Source organism: Salmonella sp. SAL4457 (assembly GCF_046548235.1).
Taxonomy (GTDB): Bacteria; Pseudomonadota; Gammaproteobacteria; order Enterobacterales; family Enterobacteriaceae; genus Salmonella; species Salmonella enterica.
Map to the genome: position 1 here is coordinate 306,154 of NZ_JBGDZO010000005.1, position 17,160 is coordinate 323,313.

General features: G+C 54.3%; 15 protein-coding genes. 11 read left to right on the plus strand and 4 right to left on the minus strand.

Going from position 1 to position 17,160, the window contains the following annotated elements; translation table 11 throughout:
• Positions 1–6: 6 nt before the first annotated feature.
• Positions 7–1,722 carry a dihydroxy-acid dehydratase gene (gene ilvD / locus ACLJNW_RS17575; protein ID WP_000078494.1) on the minus strand — a complete coding sequence of 572 codons (1,716 nt, stop codon included), beginning with the start codon at positions 1,720–1,722 and terminating at the stop codon, positions 7–9.
• A complete protein-coding gene (locus ACLJNW_RS17580; protein WP_001518078.1) occupies positions 1,719–3,053 on the minus strand; it encodes an MFS transporter in 1,335 nt (444 codons plus the stop codon). Before ACLJNW_RS17580 ends, ilvD begins: the two co-directional genes overlap by 4 nt.
• A 337-nt stretch (positions 3,054–3,390) precedes the next feature.
• On the opposite strand from ACLJNW_RS17580, the gene ACLJNW_RS17585 reads away from it, so the two are divergent.
• From ACLJNW_RS17585 to ACLJNW_RS17595, 3 genes are all read left to right on the plus strand, one after another.
• The gene (locus ACLJNW_RS17585) at positions 3,391–4,500 is read left to right on the plus strand and encodes a glycerol dehydrogenase (RefSeq protein WP_000258840.1); all 1,110 of its coding nucleotides are present in this window, start codon (positions 3,391–3,393) and stop codon (positions 4,498–4,500) included.
• 93 nt (positions 4,501–4,593) lie between these two features.
• Positions 4,594–6,153, plus strand: a complete 1,560-nt coding sequence (locus tag ACLJNW_RS17590; RefSeq protein WP_077910367.1) for a PstS family phosphate ABC transporter substrate-binding protein — start codon at positions 4,594–4,596, stop codon at positions 6,151–6,153.
• A 9-nt stretch (positions 6,154–6,162) separates the two neighbouring features.
• Complete coding sequence (locus ACLJNW_RS17595) at positions 6,163–6,708, plus strand: hypothetical protein (RefSeq protein WP_023204121.1); 546 nt, start codon at positions 6,163–6,165, stop codon at positions 6,706–6,708.
• Positions 6,709–6,754: 46 nt separating this feature from the next.
• Here the strand turns inward: ACLJNW_RS17595 and glpD are convergent, their stop codons facing one another.
• The gene (glpD, locus tag ACLJNW_RS17600) at positions 6,755–8,263 is read right to left on the minus strand and encodes a glycerol-3-phosphate dehydrogenase (RefSeq protein WP_023204120.1); all 1,509 of its coding nucleotides are present in this window, start codon (positions 8,261–8,263) and stop codon (positions 6,755–6,757) included.
• Between the two features lie 198 nt (positions 8,264–8,461).
• Here glpD and glpE point away from each other — a divergent pair, with 198 nt between their 5' ends.
• The 3 genes from glpE to ACLJNW_RS17615 all read left to right on the plus strand — a co-directional run bounded on the left by glpE (position 8,462) and on the right by ACLJNW_RS17615 (position 10,546).
• Positions 8,462–8,788 carry a thiosulfate sulfurtransferase GlpE gene (glpE, locus tag ACLJNW_RS17605; protein WP_000434523.1) on the plus strand — a complete coding sequence of 109 codons (327 nt, stop codon included), beginning with the start codon at positions 8,462–8,464 and terminating at the stop codon, positions 8,786–8,788.
• 75 nt (positions 8,789–8,863) lie between these two features.
• On the plus strand, positions 8,864–9,694 hold the full coding sequence (gene glpG / locus ACLJNW_RS17610) for a rhomboid family intramembrane serine protease GlpG (protein ID WP_000928699.1): 831 nt from the start codon (positions 8,864–8,866) through the stop codon (positions 9,692–9,694).
• 93 nt (positions 9,695–9,787) lie between these two features.
• Positions 9,788–10,546 (plus strand): DeoR/GlpR family transcriptional regulator, encoded by a 759-nt coding sequence (locus tag ACLJNW_RS17615; RefSeq protein ID WP_000815085.1) that lies wholly within the window; start codon positions 9,788–9,790, stop codon positions 10,544–10,546.
• Here the strand turns inward: ACLJNW_RS17615 and rtcR are convergent.
• On the minus strand, positions 10,543–12,126 hold the full coding sequence (rtcR, locus tag ACLJNW_RS17620; protein WP_023204118.1) for an RNA repair transcriptional activator RtcR: 1,584 nt from the start codon (positions 12,124–12,126) through the stop codon (positions 10,543–10,545). The genes ACLJNW_RS17615 and rtcR overlap by 4 nt on opposite strands.
• Positions 12,127–12,315: 189 nt before the next feature.
• Here rtcR and ACLJNW_RS17625 point away from each other — a divergent pair, with 189 nt between their 5' ends.
• The 5 genes from ACLJNW_RS17625 (at position 12,316) to ACLJNW_RS17645 (ending at position 17,101) form a co-directional block, all read left to right on the plus strand.
• Entirely contained in the window at positions 12,316–13,869 is a 1,554-nt protein-coding gene (locus tag ACLJNW_RS17625) for a vWA domain-containing protein (RefSeq protein ID WP_024154677.1), read from the plus strand.
• A gap of 347 nt (positions 13,870–14,216) precedes the next feature.
• Positions 14,217–15,431, plus strand: coding sequence for an RNA-splicing ligase RtcB (gene rtcB, locus ACLJNW_RS17630; RefSeq protein ID WP_001105531.1), 1,215 nt, complete (start codon positions 14,217–14,219; stop codon positions 15,429–15,431).
• A gap of 3 nt (positions 15,432–15,434) precedes the next feature.
• Positions 15,435–16,454 (plus strand): RNA 3'-terminal phosphate cyclase, encoded by a 1,020-nt coding sequence (gene rtcA, locus ACLJNW_RS17635; protein WP_000101027.1) that lies wholly within the window; start codon positions 15,435–15,437, stop codon positions 16,452–16,454.
• Positions 16,455–16,562: 108 nt separating this feature from the next.
• Positions 16,563–16,823: a type II toxin-antitoxin system RelB/DinJ family antitoxin gene (locus tag ACLJNW_RS17640; RefSeq protein WP_000729714.1), complete on the plus strand. Its 261-nt coding sequence runs from the start codon at positions 16,563–16,565 to the stop codon at positions 16,821–16,823.
• A gap of 2 nt (positions 16,824–16,825) precedes the next feature.
• Complete coding sequence (locus ACLJNW_RS17645; protein WP_001626961.1) at positions 16,826–17,101, plus strand: type II toxin-antitoxin system YafQ family toxin; 276 nt, start codon at positions 16,826–16,828, stop codon at positions 17,099–17,101.
• The last annotated feature ends 59 nt before the right edge of the window (positions 17,102–17,160 follow it).

The following is a 17,160-nucleotide window of genomic DNA, read 5'->3' on the forward strand; positions in this document are numbered from 1 at the left end:
GGGATATTATTTAAGCCAGGCTCCGGCCATTAATGATGTTGCATTAGCGGTGAACTGTTTAAAGACGCCGCGACGGTTTGAATAATCAGGTTTCTTCCAGCTTGCTCGACGCTCTTCAAGACAGCGGCGTATTTCCTCTTCTGTTTTAGGCATCCCGTCGATCCCTACAATATTGAGCTTGCGGCCTTTCACATCCATTTCGATTAAATCACCATCTTCCACCAGGGCAATCGGCCCGCCATCAGCGGCTTCTGGCGAGACGTGTCCGACACATGGCCCGCTGGTCGCTCCAGAGAAACGACCGTCGGTAATCAATGCGACTTTTCCGTCGAGGCGTTTGTCATACACGATGGCATCGGTTGTCATCAGCATTTCCGGTGCGCCAGAGCCTTTTGCGCCTTCGTAGCGAATGAAAATGACGTCGCCGGGTTCGATATGGTTATGGATGATGGCCTGCTGAGCGTCTTCTTCGGAGTTAAAGACCCGAGCAGGACCGGTATGGTGGTGCATATCCGGCGCACAGGCCGCGTATTTAATGACCGCTCCTTCAGGCGCGATGTTGCCTTTCAGTACCGCAATCGACCCTTTTTTGGTGGCATTTTCTGGTTTACGGATCACCTCCTCCGGACTGACTTTGTAATTGTTGAGGTAACCGTGGTTGCGGGTAAAGAAGCCAGATTGATGGAGCATTTCCAGGTTGTCGCCGAGCGTACGGCCAGTCACGGTAAGAACATCAAGATCCAGATAATCGCGCAGATACCATTGCACCATTGGCACGCCGCCTGCGAACCACATCATTTCGGTAACGTATTCACCGCTGGGCTGAATATTGGTCAGATAAGGGATTTCATTATTGATCCGATCAAACAGTTCGGGCTTCAGCTCCCATCCGAGTTCATGAGCGATGGCCGGAAGGTGGATCATCGCATTGGTGCTGCCACCAATAGCAGCATGGACTTTGATAGCATTTTCAAACGCCGCAGGAGTCAGGATCTTATGGGTGGTGATATTTTTCTCCGCCAGATATAGCGCCTGGTGGCCTGCGGTTCTGGCAACGCGGCGAATTTCCGCCAGGGTTGATGGCAGCAAAGCGCTGCCTGGCAGGGCCAGCCCCAATGCCTCCGACATGCACTGCATGGTACTGGCCGTTCCCATAAACTGGCAGGCTCCGGCGGTGGGGCAACCGCATTGCTGCATGGCTTCTACTTGCTGAATGCCGATTTCGCCTTTCTTCAACTTAGCAGTGATCCCGCCGAGGTCAGAAGTACTCATATTCGGTGCCGGACGCATAGAACCGCCGGGAATATGCAGCAGCGGCAGGTTCAGGCGTGCGGCGGCAATCAGATGCGCCGGGATAGATTTATCGCAGCTTGAGATCAGAATACCGGCATCATAAGGCACCACTGAGGCATGAATTTCGACCATGTTGGCAATAGCTTCTCGAGATGCCAGGATGTAATTCATCCCATCGTGGCCCTGACCCCAGCCGTCGCAGATATCCGTCACATGGTGACGGACCGCGCGACCGCCGCTTTCATGAACACCCAGCACGGCTTCATCGCCCAGTTGGTTAAGATGGAAACTGCCCGGATGACTTTCACCATAGCAATCATCCACCAGGACCTGCAGTTTATTGACATCTTCTTTGCTGTAATTCATTCCAAGACGCAGGGCGTCGAGCTGCGACCACAGGTCGCGAGCATGTTGACATTTTTGGCTCATTTGGCGATTCCTTCCTGTTTAAGTGACGCACCCGGCGTCGAGGTGTTAGGGGTGTTGCTGCTACCTGCAGGACGAGCGGTAACAGAAGGTAAGCTGAAAAGCAGTCCAACGGCGATAAGCAGGGCGGCAACCAGTACGGTCATTCCTGCTGTTTGCGAGAACGTCACCGTTAACAGCCCGACGAGGTACGGACCGATAAAGCCGCCGATGTTGCCCAGGGCGTTGATCGTGCCGCGCACGCCGCCCAGAACGTTGGGGGCGAAGAGTAATGGCGGCAGCGTCCAGAATGGACCGGCATAGGCTTGCAGGAAGAACCCGCAAATAACCATCATGCCGTAGGCGAGCCAGACGTTATCTTTCAGTAATAAGGAGAGGGCGAGGCAGACCGCGAAACCCAGCAGAGGAATAGCCGTGTAAAGGCGGCGATTCATCGTCTTATCACACCATTTGGCGATGTAATACTGACCGATAATGCACAGAACGTAAGGCGCCGCAGTGAGTACCCCAACGATGGTCATGCCGCTGCCGGTCAGGTGTTTAATCAGATTTGGCATCCATAGCGCGAAGCCATAGAAGCCGACCTGTACGAAGAAATAGATACCGACAAGCTTCCACAGGTTGATGCTTTTTAATACGCCGCGAATGCTGCTTTGCTCTCCGCCAATACTCAACGCGCGATCGGCCAGCAATTTTTGTTCGATCCAGGCGCGCTCTTTCGGATCCAGCCACTTTGCCTGATGCGGGTGATCGGAAACCAAAGGTAGCCAGACAAAGAGCAGTCCCAGAGAGAGCAAGCCTTCGATGATAAACATCTCCCGCCAGCCGTAGGTTTCAATAAGCCAGCCGGAAAGCGGCCCGGTAATAATAGAAGCGACGGCCAGGTTCATCTGGAAATAGGCGATAGCCCTGGCGCGCTCCTCATTTGGGAACCAGTGGCCAATCAGCGCCAGAATGGCGGGATACACAGCACCTTCCGCCACGCCGAGCACAAAGCGGATAATCAACAACTGCGTCGGTGTCTGAACAAAACCGGTCAGCAGGGCAAAGCCCCCCCAGGCGACGATTGTCCAGGCAATTAACTTTTTGGCGCTTAGCCGCTCGGCTATCTGACCGCCGGGAATTTGCAGGAAGATATAACCAATAAAGAAGATCCCGGCGACCAGACCGGCAAAAGAAGCCGTCATGCCTAAATCTTCATCCATGCCGCCTGCGATCCCAATGGCGATATTGGTCCTGTCCATATAGGCCACGATATAAACGAGGATCGTGGCTGGAATAATATGCAGCCAGCGCCCTCGTGTGGTCGGTTTCTCTATTTCAATGCTCATCATTGCATCCCTTTAGTATCAAAAATGTGTTCTGTATATGGAACTACTGTTCTGTATATTGACACTATGCCGACGTATTCATACAGCGTCAATTCCATACTCTAAGGAAGGTTATATTTTGTGATTTGCTTCAAAAATGAACGGAGATAAGGTGAGAAAGAGCGGATAACCCAATGGAAACTGCTCATCGGTCTAATACATCGCCAAAATTGTGCGCTGCCTCACAGGATAAGATTATGCTCTCACCTGGTCATTGTGCGTTCAGAGTAAACAGCATTAAATTCTTGATGTGGAATTTGTGTTCTGTATATTGAACTTTAATGCTTTTTAAGGAGAAACAATGGTTACTACCGCGATCTTTCCGTCACGATATGTTCAGGGTAAAGGAGCGTTGACAACGCATCTCCCGCAGGAATTGGCCGCACTCGGTCATAAGGCGCTGATTTTGCAGGATCCTGTTGTTCACAACACCTACCGGGATACAGTTGCAACAGCACTGCACGGGGTGATTGAATTTGATATCGAAGTGTTCAGTAGCGAGTGCAGTGATGAGGAAATTGCTCGCATCTCCGCACGCGCGCAGGAAATTGGCGCCGATGTGATTGTTGGTATGGGGGGCGGGAAAACCCTGGATACGGCAAAAGCAACCGGCGCCAGCCTGCGGCTGCCTATTGCCGTGGTTCCTACTCTGGCCTCAACGGATGCGCCGTGCAGTTCACTGGTTGTTATCTATACGCCAGAAGGGAAATTCAAACGCTACCTGATGATTCCACGTAACCCGACGCTTGTGCTGGTGGACAGCAGTATTATTGCTGCCGCGCCGGTACGCTTTTTGGTTTCCGGGATAGGCGATGCGTTGGCAACCTGGTTTGAAGCGGAAGATTGCCGCATCAAAGGGGCCGGCAATATGACCACCAGGCCAGGACCGATGACCGCATTTGAGCTGGCGCGCTTTTGCTACACCACCTTAATGCGCTATGGACGCCTGGCGAAACTTGCCTGTGAACAACATCAGGTTACTCCGGCGCTCGAACATGTTATCGAAGCGAATACGCTATTATCCGGGCTCGGTTTTGAAAGCGGTGGGCTGGCGGCGGCGCACGCCATTCATAACGGTCTGACGGTACTGCCCGCCACGCACAAATACTGGCATGGGGAAAAGGTTGCGTTTGGCACGCTGGCAATGCTTATGCTCACCGATAGAGCGCCTGAGCTTATCGAGGAGGTTTATCAATTTTGTGAAGATATAGGCTTGCCCACCACGCTGGCGGATATTGGTCTGGCTGGCGTTAGCGATGATGAACTGCTGGCCGTTGCCAGGGCGTCTTGTCAAACCGGGGAAACGATGCACAACGAGCCGTTTACCATTACGCCGGAGGCTGTGCAGGCGGCATTGCGGGCCGCCGATGCTGTTGGGCAGGCGCGGAAAAAGATCGATCTTGCAGGTTAATGTGAGCCTGTAAATAAAAAACGGCAGCCGGAACTTTCAACTTCTGTCTGCCGCTATCGTGAATGTTTTAACGTCGCGATTTCAGAAAAATGCATGGGTGGGCTCAGGACTACCGGGTTTATACTTCCGTTATCGCAGGGATTAGCGGATAGAAAAATGAAAAATGCTAATTGGCTTTTTTTGTCAATCATAATGGCGTTTATCGGCGTGCCGCTGCTGGTGAACATTATTACGATTATCGTGGGGGGAATGTGGGCGTACATTAGCGTTCTTGAAAATAGTATCCCCGTCGCGCGATCTATTGAGGAGGCGACCATTATCCCGGTAGCGCTTCTGGGCGCGGGGTTAATTTTTCTCTGTGGCCGAATATGGGGAAAGGGAAATGCATCAGAGGTAAATCCAGAATGGCGTGATTGCTGCCTGCTTATGCCCGCTCTGGTGGTGCTGATGGGGTGGGTCATCCTGATGTTTCTCACCGATCTTAATATTCGCGCGATAGGGCGTAAACCCATCGCCCAGGTGGTGCAAACGCTTTGGTTAGTACCCAGCGTAATATCCTTTTTCAACGGCTGGGTATGGGCAGTGTTGCTCATCCCGGTTGGCTCGCAGCTCTGTTTTGCATTAGGGTATGGCGGTGCGCGTTGGGGAGTGCTACGCGGCGGTGCGGGCTACTCTTGTCGTAATCTGCTGGTGATTTGCCTGCTGTTTTTCGGGAGCTGTGCCGTATACCAGTCACATCTTTATGCCGTGAAGTATCCCGCTCCCGAGAGCAGTGAATATCTTTATTTCCGCGATTATCAGGCGCACACATGGGGCAACAAGCTAACCGGGCTGCGCGATGAACCGACACTTCTGCTCACCCAAAATTGGCCGCGGCTCGATGGCGCAACGGCTGGCTTGCCGTTATACGCCTCGGCTTTTTATGCGCTTACGCGCTTTCCGGATGATATCTGCCCTGAAGACTACCTTGAAAACCAGGGAACCATTGAAGCCTATCAAAATATCCTTAACGGCAATGCCGATCTTATTTTTGTCGCCCAGCCTTCCACTGCTCAAAAGCAATTGGCCGAGGCCAGTGGCGTAAAACTGGTTTACACCCCCTTTGCACGTGAAGCGTTTGTGTTTATCGTCAACCAAAACAATCCCGTGTCATCGTTGAGTGATGTACAAATTCGCGGCATTTTTAGCGGAAGAATCACCCACTGGAATGAGGTGGGCGGAGAGGCAATCGACATTAAGCCCTGGCAGCGACCGGAAAACTCTGGCAGCCAAACGGCGATGCTGGCGAAGGTAATGAAAGAAACGAAGCTGATGCCAGCGCAAACAACATCAGTGGCAACCGCGATGGGGGAAATGGTGGATATCGTGGCTGAGTATCGCAATACGCACAACGCCATTGGCTATACCTTTCGTTATTACGCTACGCAGATGCACAGCAATAAAGAGATTAAATTACTGGCGATAAACGATGTTGCGCCGACGGTTGAAAATATTCGTAACGGCAGTTACCCGTACACGGTTGATGTTTATATGGTCACCCGTGAACACCCCACAGCGGAAACACAAAAGCTGGTGGACTGGTTTCTAAGCCCGCAGGGACAACAGTTGGTGCAGGATGTGGGATATGTGCCGCTGTATCCGGCCGCGAAATAAAGGAACTAAATGGAAGATGTTAAATTATATGTGGAACTGGTTGGCGTAGACCCGATCAGCGGCGCTGGTATTCGTATTGCACGGCGTGAATCCACTTCGTGGCATAAAGATATTGTTGCTGAGCTGATTAATCAGGTCCTCCGGTGTGGCGCAGCATTAATCATCGTCGCTGTGCTGACCGCCTGCGATGATCGCCAGGTAAGCTATTTTCCTGATTATGCCGCTATACCCGAGCAATCCGGTATCTGGACCTGGCTACCTGTGTTCTTTCCATCTTCCGCCAGTGAAATAGAAATGACGTTTAACCTGGACAGCAATCTTTTTTATGCTGACTTTAGCGTGGCCGACGGTGATAAACGCGCGCATTTTGAAAGCGTGCTGGGGGAGGAGAGCGTGGTTCATTATGCCAACAGTTCTCATAAAAGCTGGTGTAAAACGGGGAAAACTCTCTGGAATAGCGAAGCGCGGGCAAAACCCTTCTTTATTACCCAAATAAGTGTCGATCGCTACCGTATCACTAATCATATGCCCGGCTGTACAAAACCCGGCGAGTGAATGCGGTATGTGGCGAAAAGGGCGGTATAAACCGCCCCGGATTTTATTACGACGCCAGTGAAAGTTGGTGTTTCTCAACATACGCCGCCAGCCACTGGGTGATGCGGGACTGCTGCTCGGCGGTCAGCCACATGCCTTCTTTGGTGCGACGCCAGATAGCGTCTTCAGTACGGCGCACCCATTCGTGATCCACCAGGTACTTGAGTTCCGCTTCGTAAAACTCATGACCGAAATCTTCGCCTAAATCAAGCAGTGACGTGGCTTCGCCGAGAATCCACTCCGTGTTGCTGCCGTAAGTGCGCGAATAGTGGCGCGCCAGCGATTCCGTCAGGAATGGGTAACGACGACGCAGCTTCGCCGCGTAATCTTCGCGGCTGCCGTCGATGTCGCCGCCGGGCAGTACGCACGTTTTGGTCCATGCCGGCCCGATGCCTGGATAATAAGACGCCAGTTTTTCCATCGCGTGTTCGGCCAGCTTACGGTAGGTCGTGAGCTTACCGCCAAACACGGAAAGCAGCGGCGCTTTGCCGTTTTCATCATGGATATCCAGGGTGTAATCGCGAGTGATCGCCTGCGGTGAGTCGGACTCATCATCGCACAGCGGACGGACGCCGGAGTACGTCCAGACGATGTCATCGCGCCCCAGTTGCTTCTGGAAGTGCGCGTTATAGACCTTCAACAGGTAATTAATTTCGCTCTCTTCAATTTTTACCGCTTTCGGATCGCCTTTATATTCGACATCGGTTGTGCCAATGATCGAAAACTCTTCCATCCACGGAATGACAAAGACGATACGCTTATCTTCGTTTTGCAGAATATACGCCTGCTTCTGATTATGGACGCGCGGCACGACGATATGGCTGCCTTTGATCAGGCGGATGCCATACGGCGACGGCAGGTGCATCCCTTCGTCGAAGAACTGTTTGACCCACGGTCCGGTGGCGTTAACCAGTCCGCGCGCCTGCCAGACATATTTTTTACCGGTGTCGATATCTTCCGCTTCGACAATCCACAGGCCATTTTCCCGACGAGCGGCGGTTGCGCGAGTACGGGTAAGGACTTCGCCGCCTTTACGCACCACCATCTGTGCGTTAGCCAGCACCAGACGCGCATCGTCTACCCAGCAGTCGGAATATTCGAATCCGCGCACGATTTCAGGTTTGAGCGCCGAATCTGCGCCAAACCGCACACCGGTGGAACCGGGTAAGCTGGTACGTTTGCCGAGGTGATCGTACATAAACAGACCGATACGGATCATCCAGGCCGGACGTAAATGCGGGCGGTGCGGCAGACGAAAACGCATCGGGAAGGCGATGTGCGGCGCCATTTTCAACAGCACTTCACGTTCTGCCAGCGCTTCGCTGACCAGACGGAACTCGTAGTGCTCAAGGTAGCGTAAGCCGCCGTGGATAAGTTTCGAACTGGCGGAAGAGGTTGCGCAGGCCAAATCCTGCGCTTCCAGCATGAGTACGGACAAACCGCGTCCGGCGGCATCAGCCGCGATGCCTGCACCGTTAATGCCCCCGCCTATCACGATCAGATCTTTGGTTTCCATGCTGCCCTCTTGCACTTTCGTTAAAGTTCAAAAATGTTCGTTATCGAACATAATAGCAAAGAAACGCGCTATTGGTAACATCGAAAAAACATTTTAGAGTGATATGTATAACATTATGGCGCTAAGCTACTCCGTCAACGTACACTGGGCGATAAAATGCCTTAATTGGCTTCACCGGCAATAATGAAAGAGCGATTCATGGAACAATTTGAATGTATCACTGTAGAAGAGGCGTATCAGAAACTGCACCAGGGCGCGGCGGTGCTGGTCGATATTCGCGATCCGCAAAGTTATGCCATGGGTCATGCGCCGCAGGCGTTTCACTTGACTAACGATACGCTGGGCGCGTTTATGCGTGAGCATGGTTTCGATACCGCCGTGATGGTAATGTGCTATCACGGCAACAGTAGTAAAGGCGCCGCGCAGTATCTGCTCCAGCAAGGCTATGATGCGGTTTACAGCATTGACGGCGGGTTTGAGGCCTGGCATCGCCGTTTCCCTGCCGATGTCGCGAATGGCGCGTAATCCCATAAAGATGCAGCCTCCGACGAGAAGGGTATATATACTGTCTTCTTTTGTATGGACTAAGCGACAGCAATAATGTTGATGATTACTTCCTTTGCGAATCCTCGCGTGGCGCAGGCATTTGTTGATTACATGGCCACCCAGGGCGTCATTCTTACTATTCAGCAACATAATCAAAGCGATATCTGGTTGGCAGATGAATCGCAGGCCGAACGTGTGCGGGGCGAGCTGGCGCGGTTTATAGAAAATCCCGGCGATCCGCGTTATCTGGCGGCTAGCTGGCAGTCCGGGCAGACTAACAGCGGGCTACGCTATCGCCGTTTTCCCTTTCTCGCCACGCTGCGTGAACGAGCCGGCCCTGTTACCTGGATCGTGATGCTCGCCTGCGTGCTGGTCTATATCGCGATGAGTCTCATCGGCGATCAGACGGTGATGGTGTGGCTGGCGTGGCCGTTCGATCCTGTTTTAAAATTTGAAGTCTGGCGCTACTTCACCCATATCTTTATGCACTTCTCACTGATGCATATTCTTTTTAACCTGCTGTGGTGGTGGTATCTCGGCGGGGCGGTAGAGAAGCGCCTGGGCAGCGGTAAATTAATCGTCATTACGGTGATAAGCGCGCTGCTAAGCGGCTATGTACAGCAGAAATTTAGCGGCCCGTGGTTTGGCGGGCTGTCTGGCGTCGTCTATGCGCTGATGGGCTACGTGTGGCTGCGTGGAGAGCGCGATCCGCAAAGCGGAATTTACCTCCAGCGCGGCTTAATTATTTTTGCATTATTGTGGATAGTCGCTGGTTGGTTTGACTGGTTTGGCATGTCTATGGCGAACGGCGCGCACATCGCCGGGCTTATCGTCGGTTTAGCGATGGCCTTTGTTGATACGCTGAATGCGCGAAAACGAACGTGAGGCGTATCCGGCCTGTGGTCGAGATATTTTTCCAGGCCGGGTAGGGCGAATGTCGCTATCCGGCGCAAGGTTGGTTACTTTCAGAGATTATTCATGAAACAAACACAACGGCATGACGCGATCATTGAACTGGTAAAAAAACAGGGGTACGTCAGTACGGAAGAGCTGGTGGAGCATTTTTCTGTCAGCCCGCAAACCATTCGTCGGGATCTTAACGATCTGGCGGAACAGAATATGATTTTGCGCCACCACGGCGGCGCGGCGTTGCCCTCCAGCTCGGTGAACACGCCGTGGCACGATCGTAAGGCGACGCAAACGGAAGAAAAAGAGCGCATCGCTCGCAAAGTCGCGGCCCAGATTCCCAATGGTTCAACGCTGTTTATTGATATCGGCACGACGCCGGAAGCCGTAGCGCACGCCCTGTTAGGGCACAGTAATTTGCGGATCGTGACCAACAATTTGAACGTAGCGAACACGCTAATGGCGAAAGAGGATTTTCGTATTATCCTCGCCGGCGGCGAACTCCGCAGCCGCGACGGCGGCATTATTGGCGAAGCGACGCAGGACTTTATCGCCCAGTTCCGTCTCGATTTCGGCATTCTCGGTATTAGCGGTATTGATAGCGACGGCTCGTTGCTGGAATTTGACTACCATGAGGTACGCACCAAGCGCGCGATTATCGAAAATTCGCGCCACGTGATGCTGGTGGTGGATCACTCTAAATTTGGCCGTAACGCGATGGTAAACATGGGCAGCATTAGTATGGTCGATGCGGTCTACACCGATACCCTGCCGCCGCCGGGCGTGATGCAGGTGTTGACGGAGAACCATATTCAACTGGAGCTGTGTTAATTCTGTAAAACGTCCCACGTCAGCCCAAAACGCGCCAGGTACTTACGCAGCCGGTCAGCGTCATTCACCGTGGCTTTCCCCTGACGGGAAACGTTGAATAGCTGCCGCCCGGCGTCGGAAAGGGTTTTCGCCTGGCGGCAGACCGCAACGACGTTTTCCAGTTGCATACGGTCAAACAGATCCAGCGCCGTTGCGTCAATGCCCGGCAGTCCGTCGAGCGCGGAGGGGCGATGGTCATTCCAGCTATAGCGCAAACGCGCGATTTCATCGTCTACCGTTTCGACCGTGATTCGCCCGTTGTCCGCCAGCGTCGCCATGCGGGTGACGCTGGCGGAGAGTTCGCGGAAGTTACCGCGCCAGGCGGCCTGCGGCGAGGTGGCGAAGATCAGCCAGGCGCGGCGCGCTTCGGTATTAAAACGCACGCTGTCGCCGGTTAGCGCCGCGTGGCGTTCCAGTTCGTAGTCAAGGTTTGGCTCAATATCTTCCTGGCGCTGACGCAGGCCCGGTAGTTCGAAGGTCCAGAGATTAATACGCGCGTACAGGTCTTCGCGGAATGTCCCCTCCGCCACCCGCTGGCGCAGGTCGCGCACCGTGCCGGCAATCAACTGGAAATCGCTGCTGACCTGCTGGTCGCTGCCGAAAGGGTAAAAGCGTTTTTCTTCAATGGCTTTCAGCAACATGGCCTGTTCATCCGCGCCCAGTTCTCCCACTTCGTCAAGAAACAACATGCCGCCGTCGGCGCTGCGCAGCAGCCCTGCACGCTCCTCTCTCGCGCCGGTAAACGCCCCCTTAACGTGGCCGAACAGCGCCGACATCGCCGTGTCGCCGCGCAGGGTGGCGCAGTTCACTTCGACAAACGGGCCGCTGAACTGGTGGCGGGCCAGTTTTAGTTCATAGATGCGACGGGCGAGAAACGACTTGCCCGCGCCGGTCGGGCCATTGAGCAGGATTGGCGAACGGGAGCGTATCGCGACGCGCTCAATTTGCTCAATCATCCGGTTGAAACACGGGTTGCGGGTTGCAATGCCGGACTTCAGGAAGTTGAGCGTCTCCTCCCGCTCCTGGGCGAAGCGGGTGGCGATGTCATTGTAGCGGCTGAGGTCGAGGTCAATAATCGTCACGTCGCCCGTGCTATGCGGTTTATCTTTTTTGCGCGGCGGCGAGGTCTGCGCTAATCGCGCCGGTAGATAGCGCGCCTCCGCCAGCAGGAACCAGCAGATCTGCGCGACGTGGGTGCCGGTGGTGATATGAATCAGATAGTCTTCATCTTCGGGATGAAAGGTATGGCTGCGGGCGAAATCGTGCAGGCAGGCGTAAACCTCTTCGAAGTCCCACGGGTTGCGGATCGCGATTTCTACGCCGACGACTTCCGTTTCCGGCGAGACGCTGGCGATATCCTTCTTTAATCCTTCAAACAGCGAGCAAGAGCGGGCATCGTACAGCAGTTCCAGGCGGTGAACGACCAGCGTCTCCTGCTGGCACAGACACAAAGTAGGGCGCCATTTTTCCCAACGTTGACTGCCGCGTCCTGCATAGTCGAGTACCGTACCGACAAAACCAAAGGCCACCGTTTTTCGCATCTTAGATTTCCTTCTAAAAGACGAGATAATTTTATCGCTTTTTAATGGCTGCCGTGCAGGCATTTTTCTTTCACCTGAACGCTAAGGAAATAAATAACTTAAAAATCAATAGACTATAAAATGATTTATTTTCTGGCACGCTGGTTGCAATAACTCTGGCATGGAGAATAACGGAAATGGGAAAAACAAATGGCTAATCCACTTTTGTTCCGTTCGCTGTTAAGGGACGCGCCGCTGGCCAACGCCAGCAATCAGCAAGGCGCAGCGGCCTTTGCCTTCACCCCGCGCCATAAACTGGCGCAAATGGTGATGACCAGCTGCATGAACGAGACTTTTTATGCCAGCGGCCAGGCGCAGCTAAATGATGTTCTGGCGACGGCGAAAGATCTCGACGATCTGTTTTTAGCGCAACTGGCGATTTATGGCCGCGAACGCGGGATGATGAAGGATATGCCCGCGCTGTTGACCGCCATTCTGGCGGCGCGTGGTTCGGCGCTGCTGCCGGTAGTATTTGCGCGGGTGATCAACAATGGCCGGATGCTGCGTAACTTTGTGCAAATTTTGCGCAGCGGCGTGACCGGGCGGCGCTCGCTGGGGACGCGGCCAAAGAAGCTGGTGCAGCGTTGGTTACAGAACGCCAGCGAAGAGCGTTTATTGCAGGCATCGGTGGGCAATGCGCCGTCGCTGGCGGATATCGTCAAAATGGTGCACCCACGGCCGCAGGCGGCGTGGCAGGAAGCCTTCTTCGCCTGGCTGATTGGTAAGCCGTGCGATAAGGCGCAGCTGCCGGAAAAAACGCGCGCGCTGCTGGCGTTTCGTGAAGGCGACATGGGCGCGGCCTTACCCGATGTGCCGTTTTTACTGCTGACCAACGCGCCGCTGAGTCGCGAACAGTGGGCGCAACTGGCACAGCGGATGAGTTGGCAAACGTTACGGATGAATTTGAATACGCTGGCGCGTCATGACGTGTTTGAGAATGCAACGCTTGCCGCCAGCGTGGCGCAGCGGCTGGCGGACAGGGCGCAGGTGCGCCAGTCCTGGGTTTATCCTTATCAGTTGCTGTCGGCATGGAGCAATCTGCAAAGCAGCGTGCCGCAGGTTATTCGCGAGGCTTTAGCGCAGGCGATGGAGTACGCGCTGGAGAACATTCCGCCGTTTCGCGGCAACGTGGTGGTCTGCCCGGATGTGTCGGGGTCGATGAAGTCGTCGATAACCGGCTATCGCAAGGGGGCGACCAGTAAGATCCGCTGCGTGGACGTTGCCGGGCTGATCGCCGCCGCCGTGCTGCGTAATCATCCGCAGGCCCGCGTGCTGCCGTTTGAATGCGATGTGGTCGACGTGCGGCTTGATGCGCGCCAGTCGGTTATGCACAACGCGCAAAAGCTGGCGGCGGTTGGCGGCGGCGGCACCAACTGCTCCGCGCCGCTGCGTAGGTTGTTGAACGAGCGGGCGCGGGTGGATCTGGTGATTATGGTGTCGGATAACGAATCGTGGGTTGATAAATCGCGCCATGGCTCAACGGCCACCATGGAATGCTGGATCGAACTGAAAAAGCGCAACCCGCAGGCGCGCCTGGTGTGTATCGATCTGCTGCCTTACGGCACCACGCAGGCGGCGGAACGAAGCGATATTTTGAACGTCGGCGGCTTCAGCGACGAGGTGTTTACGGTGATAGATAACTTTGTTAACGATCGCTATGGCAGCGCGCACTGGCTGGAAGAGATTGAAGCCGTGACGCTGTAAAGAGTATTCAGCGCGGCGCGAATGCTGGCCGGGATTACATCTTTCCCGATGCGTATCATCCCGGCTATGAATTTGTCGCGCAACGCTGAAGGCACGAATGCTGGTGGATCTACACCTTGTATGGCCAGACGCAGGTTCGAACCCTGCCGGGGCTTAGCCCTGTAGCTCAACGGTAGAGCGGGTGATTCACCTTAACTTGTCGTGCCACCCTATTTTGGCGAATGCCTGTGGATCTACATTTGTTGCGGGTTCGAGACCCGTCAGAGCCCGGCTCTGTAGCTCAATGGTAGAGCGGTGTATTCACATAAACTTGTCGCCACCCTAATGATTAAAACGAGAAAAAAATGATGAATTACGAATTGATGACCACCCAGAACGCACCGGTAAAAATGTGGACCAAAGGCGTACCGGTAGAAGACGATGCCCGTCAGCAGCTGATCAATACGGCGAAAATGCCGTTTATTTTCAAACATATTGCCGTTATGCCGGATGTGCATTTGGGGAAAGGATCGACCATCGGTAGCGTGATCCCGACGAAAGGGGCGATTATTCCGGCGGCGGTGGGCGTGGATATCGGTTGTGGAATGAACGCGCTGCGTACCAGCTTAACGGCGGCCGATCTGCCGGAAAATCTGGCGGAGCTGCGTAGCGCCATAGAGGCCGCTGTGCCTCACGGGCGTACCACCGGACGCGGGCGTCGCGATGTGGGCGCATGGGGAAACCCGCCCGCCAACGTTGATGAAAAATGGGCGCAGCTGGAAGCGGGATATCAGTGGTTAACGCAAAAATATCCGCGCTTTTTGAATACCAATAGCTATAAGCACCTGGGAACATTGGGAACCGGTAACCACTTTATTGAGATCTGTCTGGATGAAACCGATCGGGTATGGATCATGCTGCACTCCGGTTCGCGCGGGATCGGTAACGCCATCGGCACCTATTTTATCGGCCTGGCGCAGCAAGAAATGCAGGAGCAGTTAGAAACGCTGCCGTCCCGCGATCTGGCGTATTTTAATGAAGGAAGCGAATATTTTGATGATTACCTGAAAGCGGTACACTGGGCGCAGCAATTCGCCAGCCTGAACCGCGAGGCGATGATGGAAAACGCGCTGGCGGCGCTCCAGCGCTGCGTGGAAAAACCGATCGCCCTCGATATGGACGAGATCAACTGCCACCATAACTATGTGCAAAAAGAGCAGCACTTTGGCGAAGAGATCTATGTGACGCGTAAAGGGGCTGTTTCGGCGCGGCGCGGTGAGTTCGGTATCATTCCCGGTTCGATGGGGGCGAAAAGCTTTATCGTGCGCGGGCTGGGTAACGAAGAGTCGTTCTGTTCGTGCAGCCACGGCGCCGGACGTGTGATGAGCCGAACGAAAGCGAAGAAACTGTTTAGCGTTGACGATCAGATTCGCGCCACCGCGCATGTCGAATGCCGTAAAGATGCGGACGTGATCGACGAGATCCCAATGGCGTATAAAGATATTGATGCGGTAATGGCGGCGCAGTCTGACCTGGTGGAAATCATGTACACCCTGCGGCAGGTGGTGTGCGTTAAAGGATAAAAAATGGCAAGGATCATCGCGCTGGATGGCGCACAGGGAGAGGGCGGCGGGCAGATTTTGCGCTCGGCGCTGAGTTTATCAATGATAACCGGCCAGCCGTTTGAAATGAGCGGCATCCGCGCCGGGCGCGCCAAACCGGGGCTGCTACGCCAGCATTTAACGGCGGTGCGGGCGGCGACGGAAATCTGCGGCGCGCAGGTGAACGGCGACGAGCTGGGTTCACAACAGCTGCGTTTTACGCCGGGGCCGATTCGCGGCGGCGAGTACCGTTTTGCGATTGGCAGCGCGGGCAGTTGTATGCTGGTGCTGCAAACCGTCCTGCCCGCGCTGTGGTTTGCTGACGGTTCATCCCGCGTGGAGGTTCACGGCGGGACGCATAATCAGGCCGCGCCCAGCGCTGATTTTATCTGCCGCGTCTGGGAACCGCTGTTGGCGAGGATGGGCATCAGCCAGCGCACCACGCTGATAAAACACGGCTTTTATCCGGCAGGCGGCGGCGCGGCGGCAACGGTCGTCGAACCGGCAGCGTCTTTACGCGGTCTGACGCTGATATCGCGCGGCGAGACGCTGCGCACCACCGCTGAAGCTTTGCTGGCGGCGGTTCCTTACCACGTTGGCGAACGTGAAGTCGCAACGCTGGAAGCCCACTTCCCGCAGGCGGAGAAAAACGTCGTTGCGCTGGAAGGCGGCTGCGGGCCGGGCAACGCGCTGTCGCTGATGATTCAAAGCGAACAACTGACCGAACTGTTCGCCGCGTTCGGCGTTAAAGGCACCAGCGCGGAAGCGGTAGCTAACCAGGTTGCGCATGAAGCGCGGCGCTATCTCGCAAGCCCGGCGGCGGTGGGAGAGCATCTGGCCGACCAGCTGATTTTACCGCTGGCGCTGGCGGGCGAAGGCGCGTTTACCGTGGCACGGGCCTCCGCTCACTTGCTTACCAATATTGCGGTGGTGGAACGGTTTTTGCCGGTCAGATTTTCCTGTGAAGCAACCGAAAGTGGCTATCTTGTCCGGGTAAGCGACTAAGTCATCTTTACGAGCATTGCAAGGCAAACATCCAGGCCCGGTTTGTATGTGTGTCTCAGTTGAGCCACAATTTGAACTGTATAGAGACACAGTACAGGAGACTAATCGATGGCTGCAAATGCGCTTGTTCGTGCCCGTATCGACGAAACGCTGAAGAATCAGGCGGCAGATGTCCTGGCTGAAATGGGGTTAACCATTTCTGATTTGATACGGATTACACTGACTAAAGTTGCGCGTGAAAAGGCATTGCCTTTTGATTTGCGGATACCCAATGAGTTAACGTCCCGAACGATAGAAAATAGCGAAGCTGGCGTTGACATTCATAAAGCCAAAGATGCTGATGATTTGTTTGACCAGTTAGGGATCTGACTATGGGGCAAAGGGAAATTGAATATTCGGGACAGTTCCAGAAAGATGTAAAACGGGCACAAAAGCGTCATAAGGATGTCGGCAAACTTAAAACACTTATGACGCTTCTGATTCACCACCCTTTTCCCCTTCCTGCCATTTATAAAGATCACCCGTTACAAGGTTCATATAGCGGATACCGGGATGCCCATATTGGGCCTGACTGGATTCTTATTGATAAGATAACGGATGAATGCCTGCGATTTGAACGAACAGGAACGCATGCCGATTTATTTTAAAAGCGCCGTTTTTGCCCATATGTTAACCGGTGCTTTCAGGTTTTATGATTAAACAAATT

Bases quoted from the DNA above. Each gene is read 5' to 3' on its own strand.
- rtcR (WP_023204118.1), bottom strand. From the start codon at position 12,126: ATGCGAAAAACGGTGGCCTTTGGTTTTGTCGGTACGGTACTCGACTAT.
- ACLJNW_RS17615 (WP_000815085.1), top strand. From the start codon at position 9,788: ATGAAACAAACACAACGGCATGACGCGATCATTGAACTGGTAAAAAAA.
- ACLJNW_RS17580 (WP_001518078.1), bottom strand. From the start codon at position 3,053: ATGATGAGCATTGAAATAGAGAAACCGACCACACGAGGGCGCTGGCTG.
- glpG (WP_000928699.1), top strand. From the start codon at position 8,864: ATGTTGATGATTACTTCCTTTGCGAATCCTCGCGTGGCGCAGGCATTT.
- ACLJNW_RS17645 (WP_001626961.1), top strand. From the start codon at position 16,826: ATGGGGCAAAGGGAAATTGAATATTCGGGACAGTTCCAGAAAGATGTA.
- rtcB (WP_001105531.1), top strand. From the start codon at position 14,217: ATGAATTACGAATTGATGACCACCCAGAACGCACCGGTAAAAATGTGG.
- glpD (WP_023204120.1), bottom strand. From the start codon at position 8,263: ATGGAAACCAAAGATCTGATCGTGATAGGCGGGGGCATTAACGGTGCA.
- ACLJNW_RS17590 (WP_077910367.1), top strand. From the start codon at position 4,594: ATGGGTGGGCTCAGGACTACCGGGTTTATACTTCCGTTATCGCAGGGA.
- ACLJNW_RS17595 (WP_023204121.1), top strand. From the start codon at position 6,163: ATGGAAGATGTTAAATTATATGTGGAACTGGTTGGCGTAGACCCGATC.
- ACLJNW_RS17625 (WP_024154677.1), top strand. From the start codon at position 12,316: ATGGCTAATCCACTTTTGTTCCGTTCGCTGTTAAGGGACGCGCCGCTG.
- ilvD (WP_000078494.1), bottom strand. From the start codon at position 1,722: ATGAGCCAAAAATGTCAACATGCTCGCGACCTGTGGTCGCAGCTCGAC.
- rtcA (WP_000101027.1), top strand. From the start codon at position 15,435: ATGGCAAGGATCATCGCGCTGGATGGCGCACAGGGAGAGGGCGGCGGG.
- ACLJNW_RS17585 (WP_000258840.1), top strand. From the start codon at position 3,391: ATGGTTACTACCGCGATCTTTCCGTCACGATATGTTCAGGGTAAAGGA.
- glpE (WP_000434523.1), top strand. From the start codon at position 8,462: ATGGAACAATTTGAATGTATCACTGTAGAAGAGGCGTATCAGAAACTG.
- ACLJNW_RS17640 (WP_000729714.1), top strand. From the start codon at position 16,563: ATGGCTGCAAATGCGCTTGTTCGTGCCCGTATCGACGAAACGCTGAAG.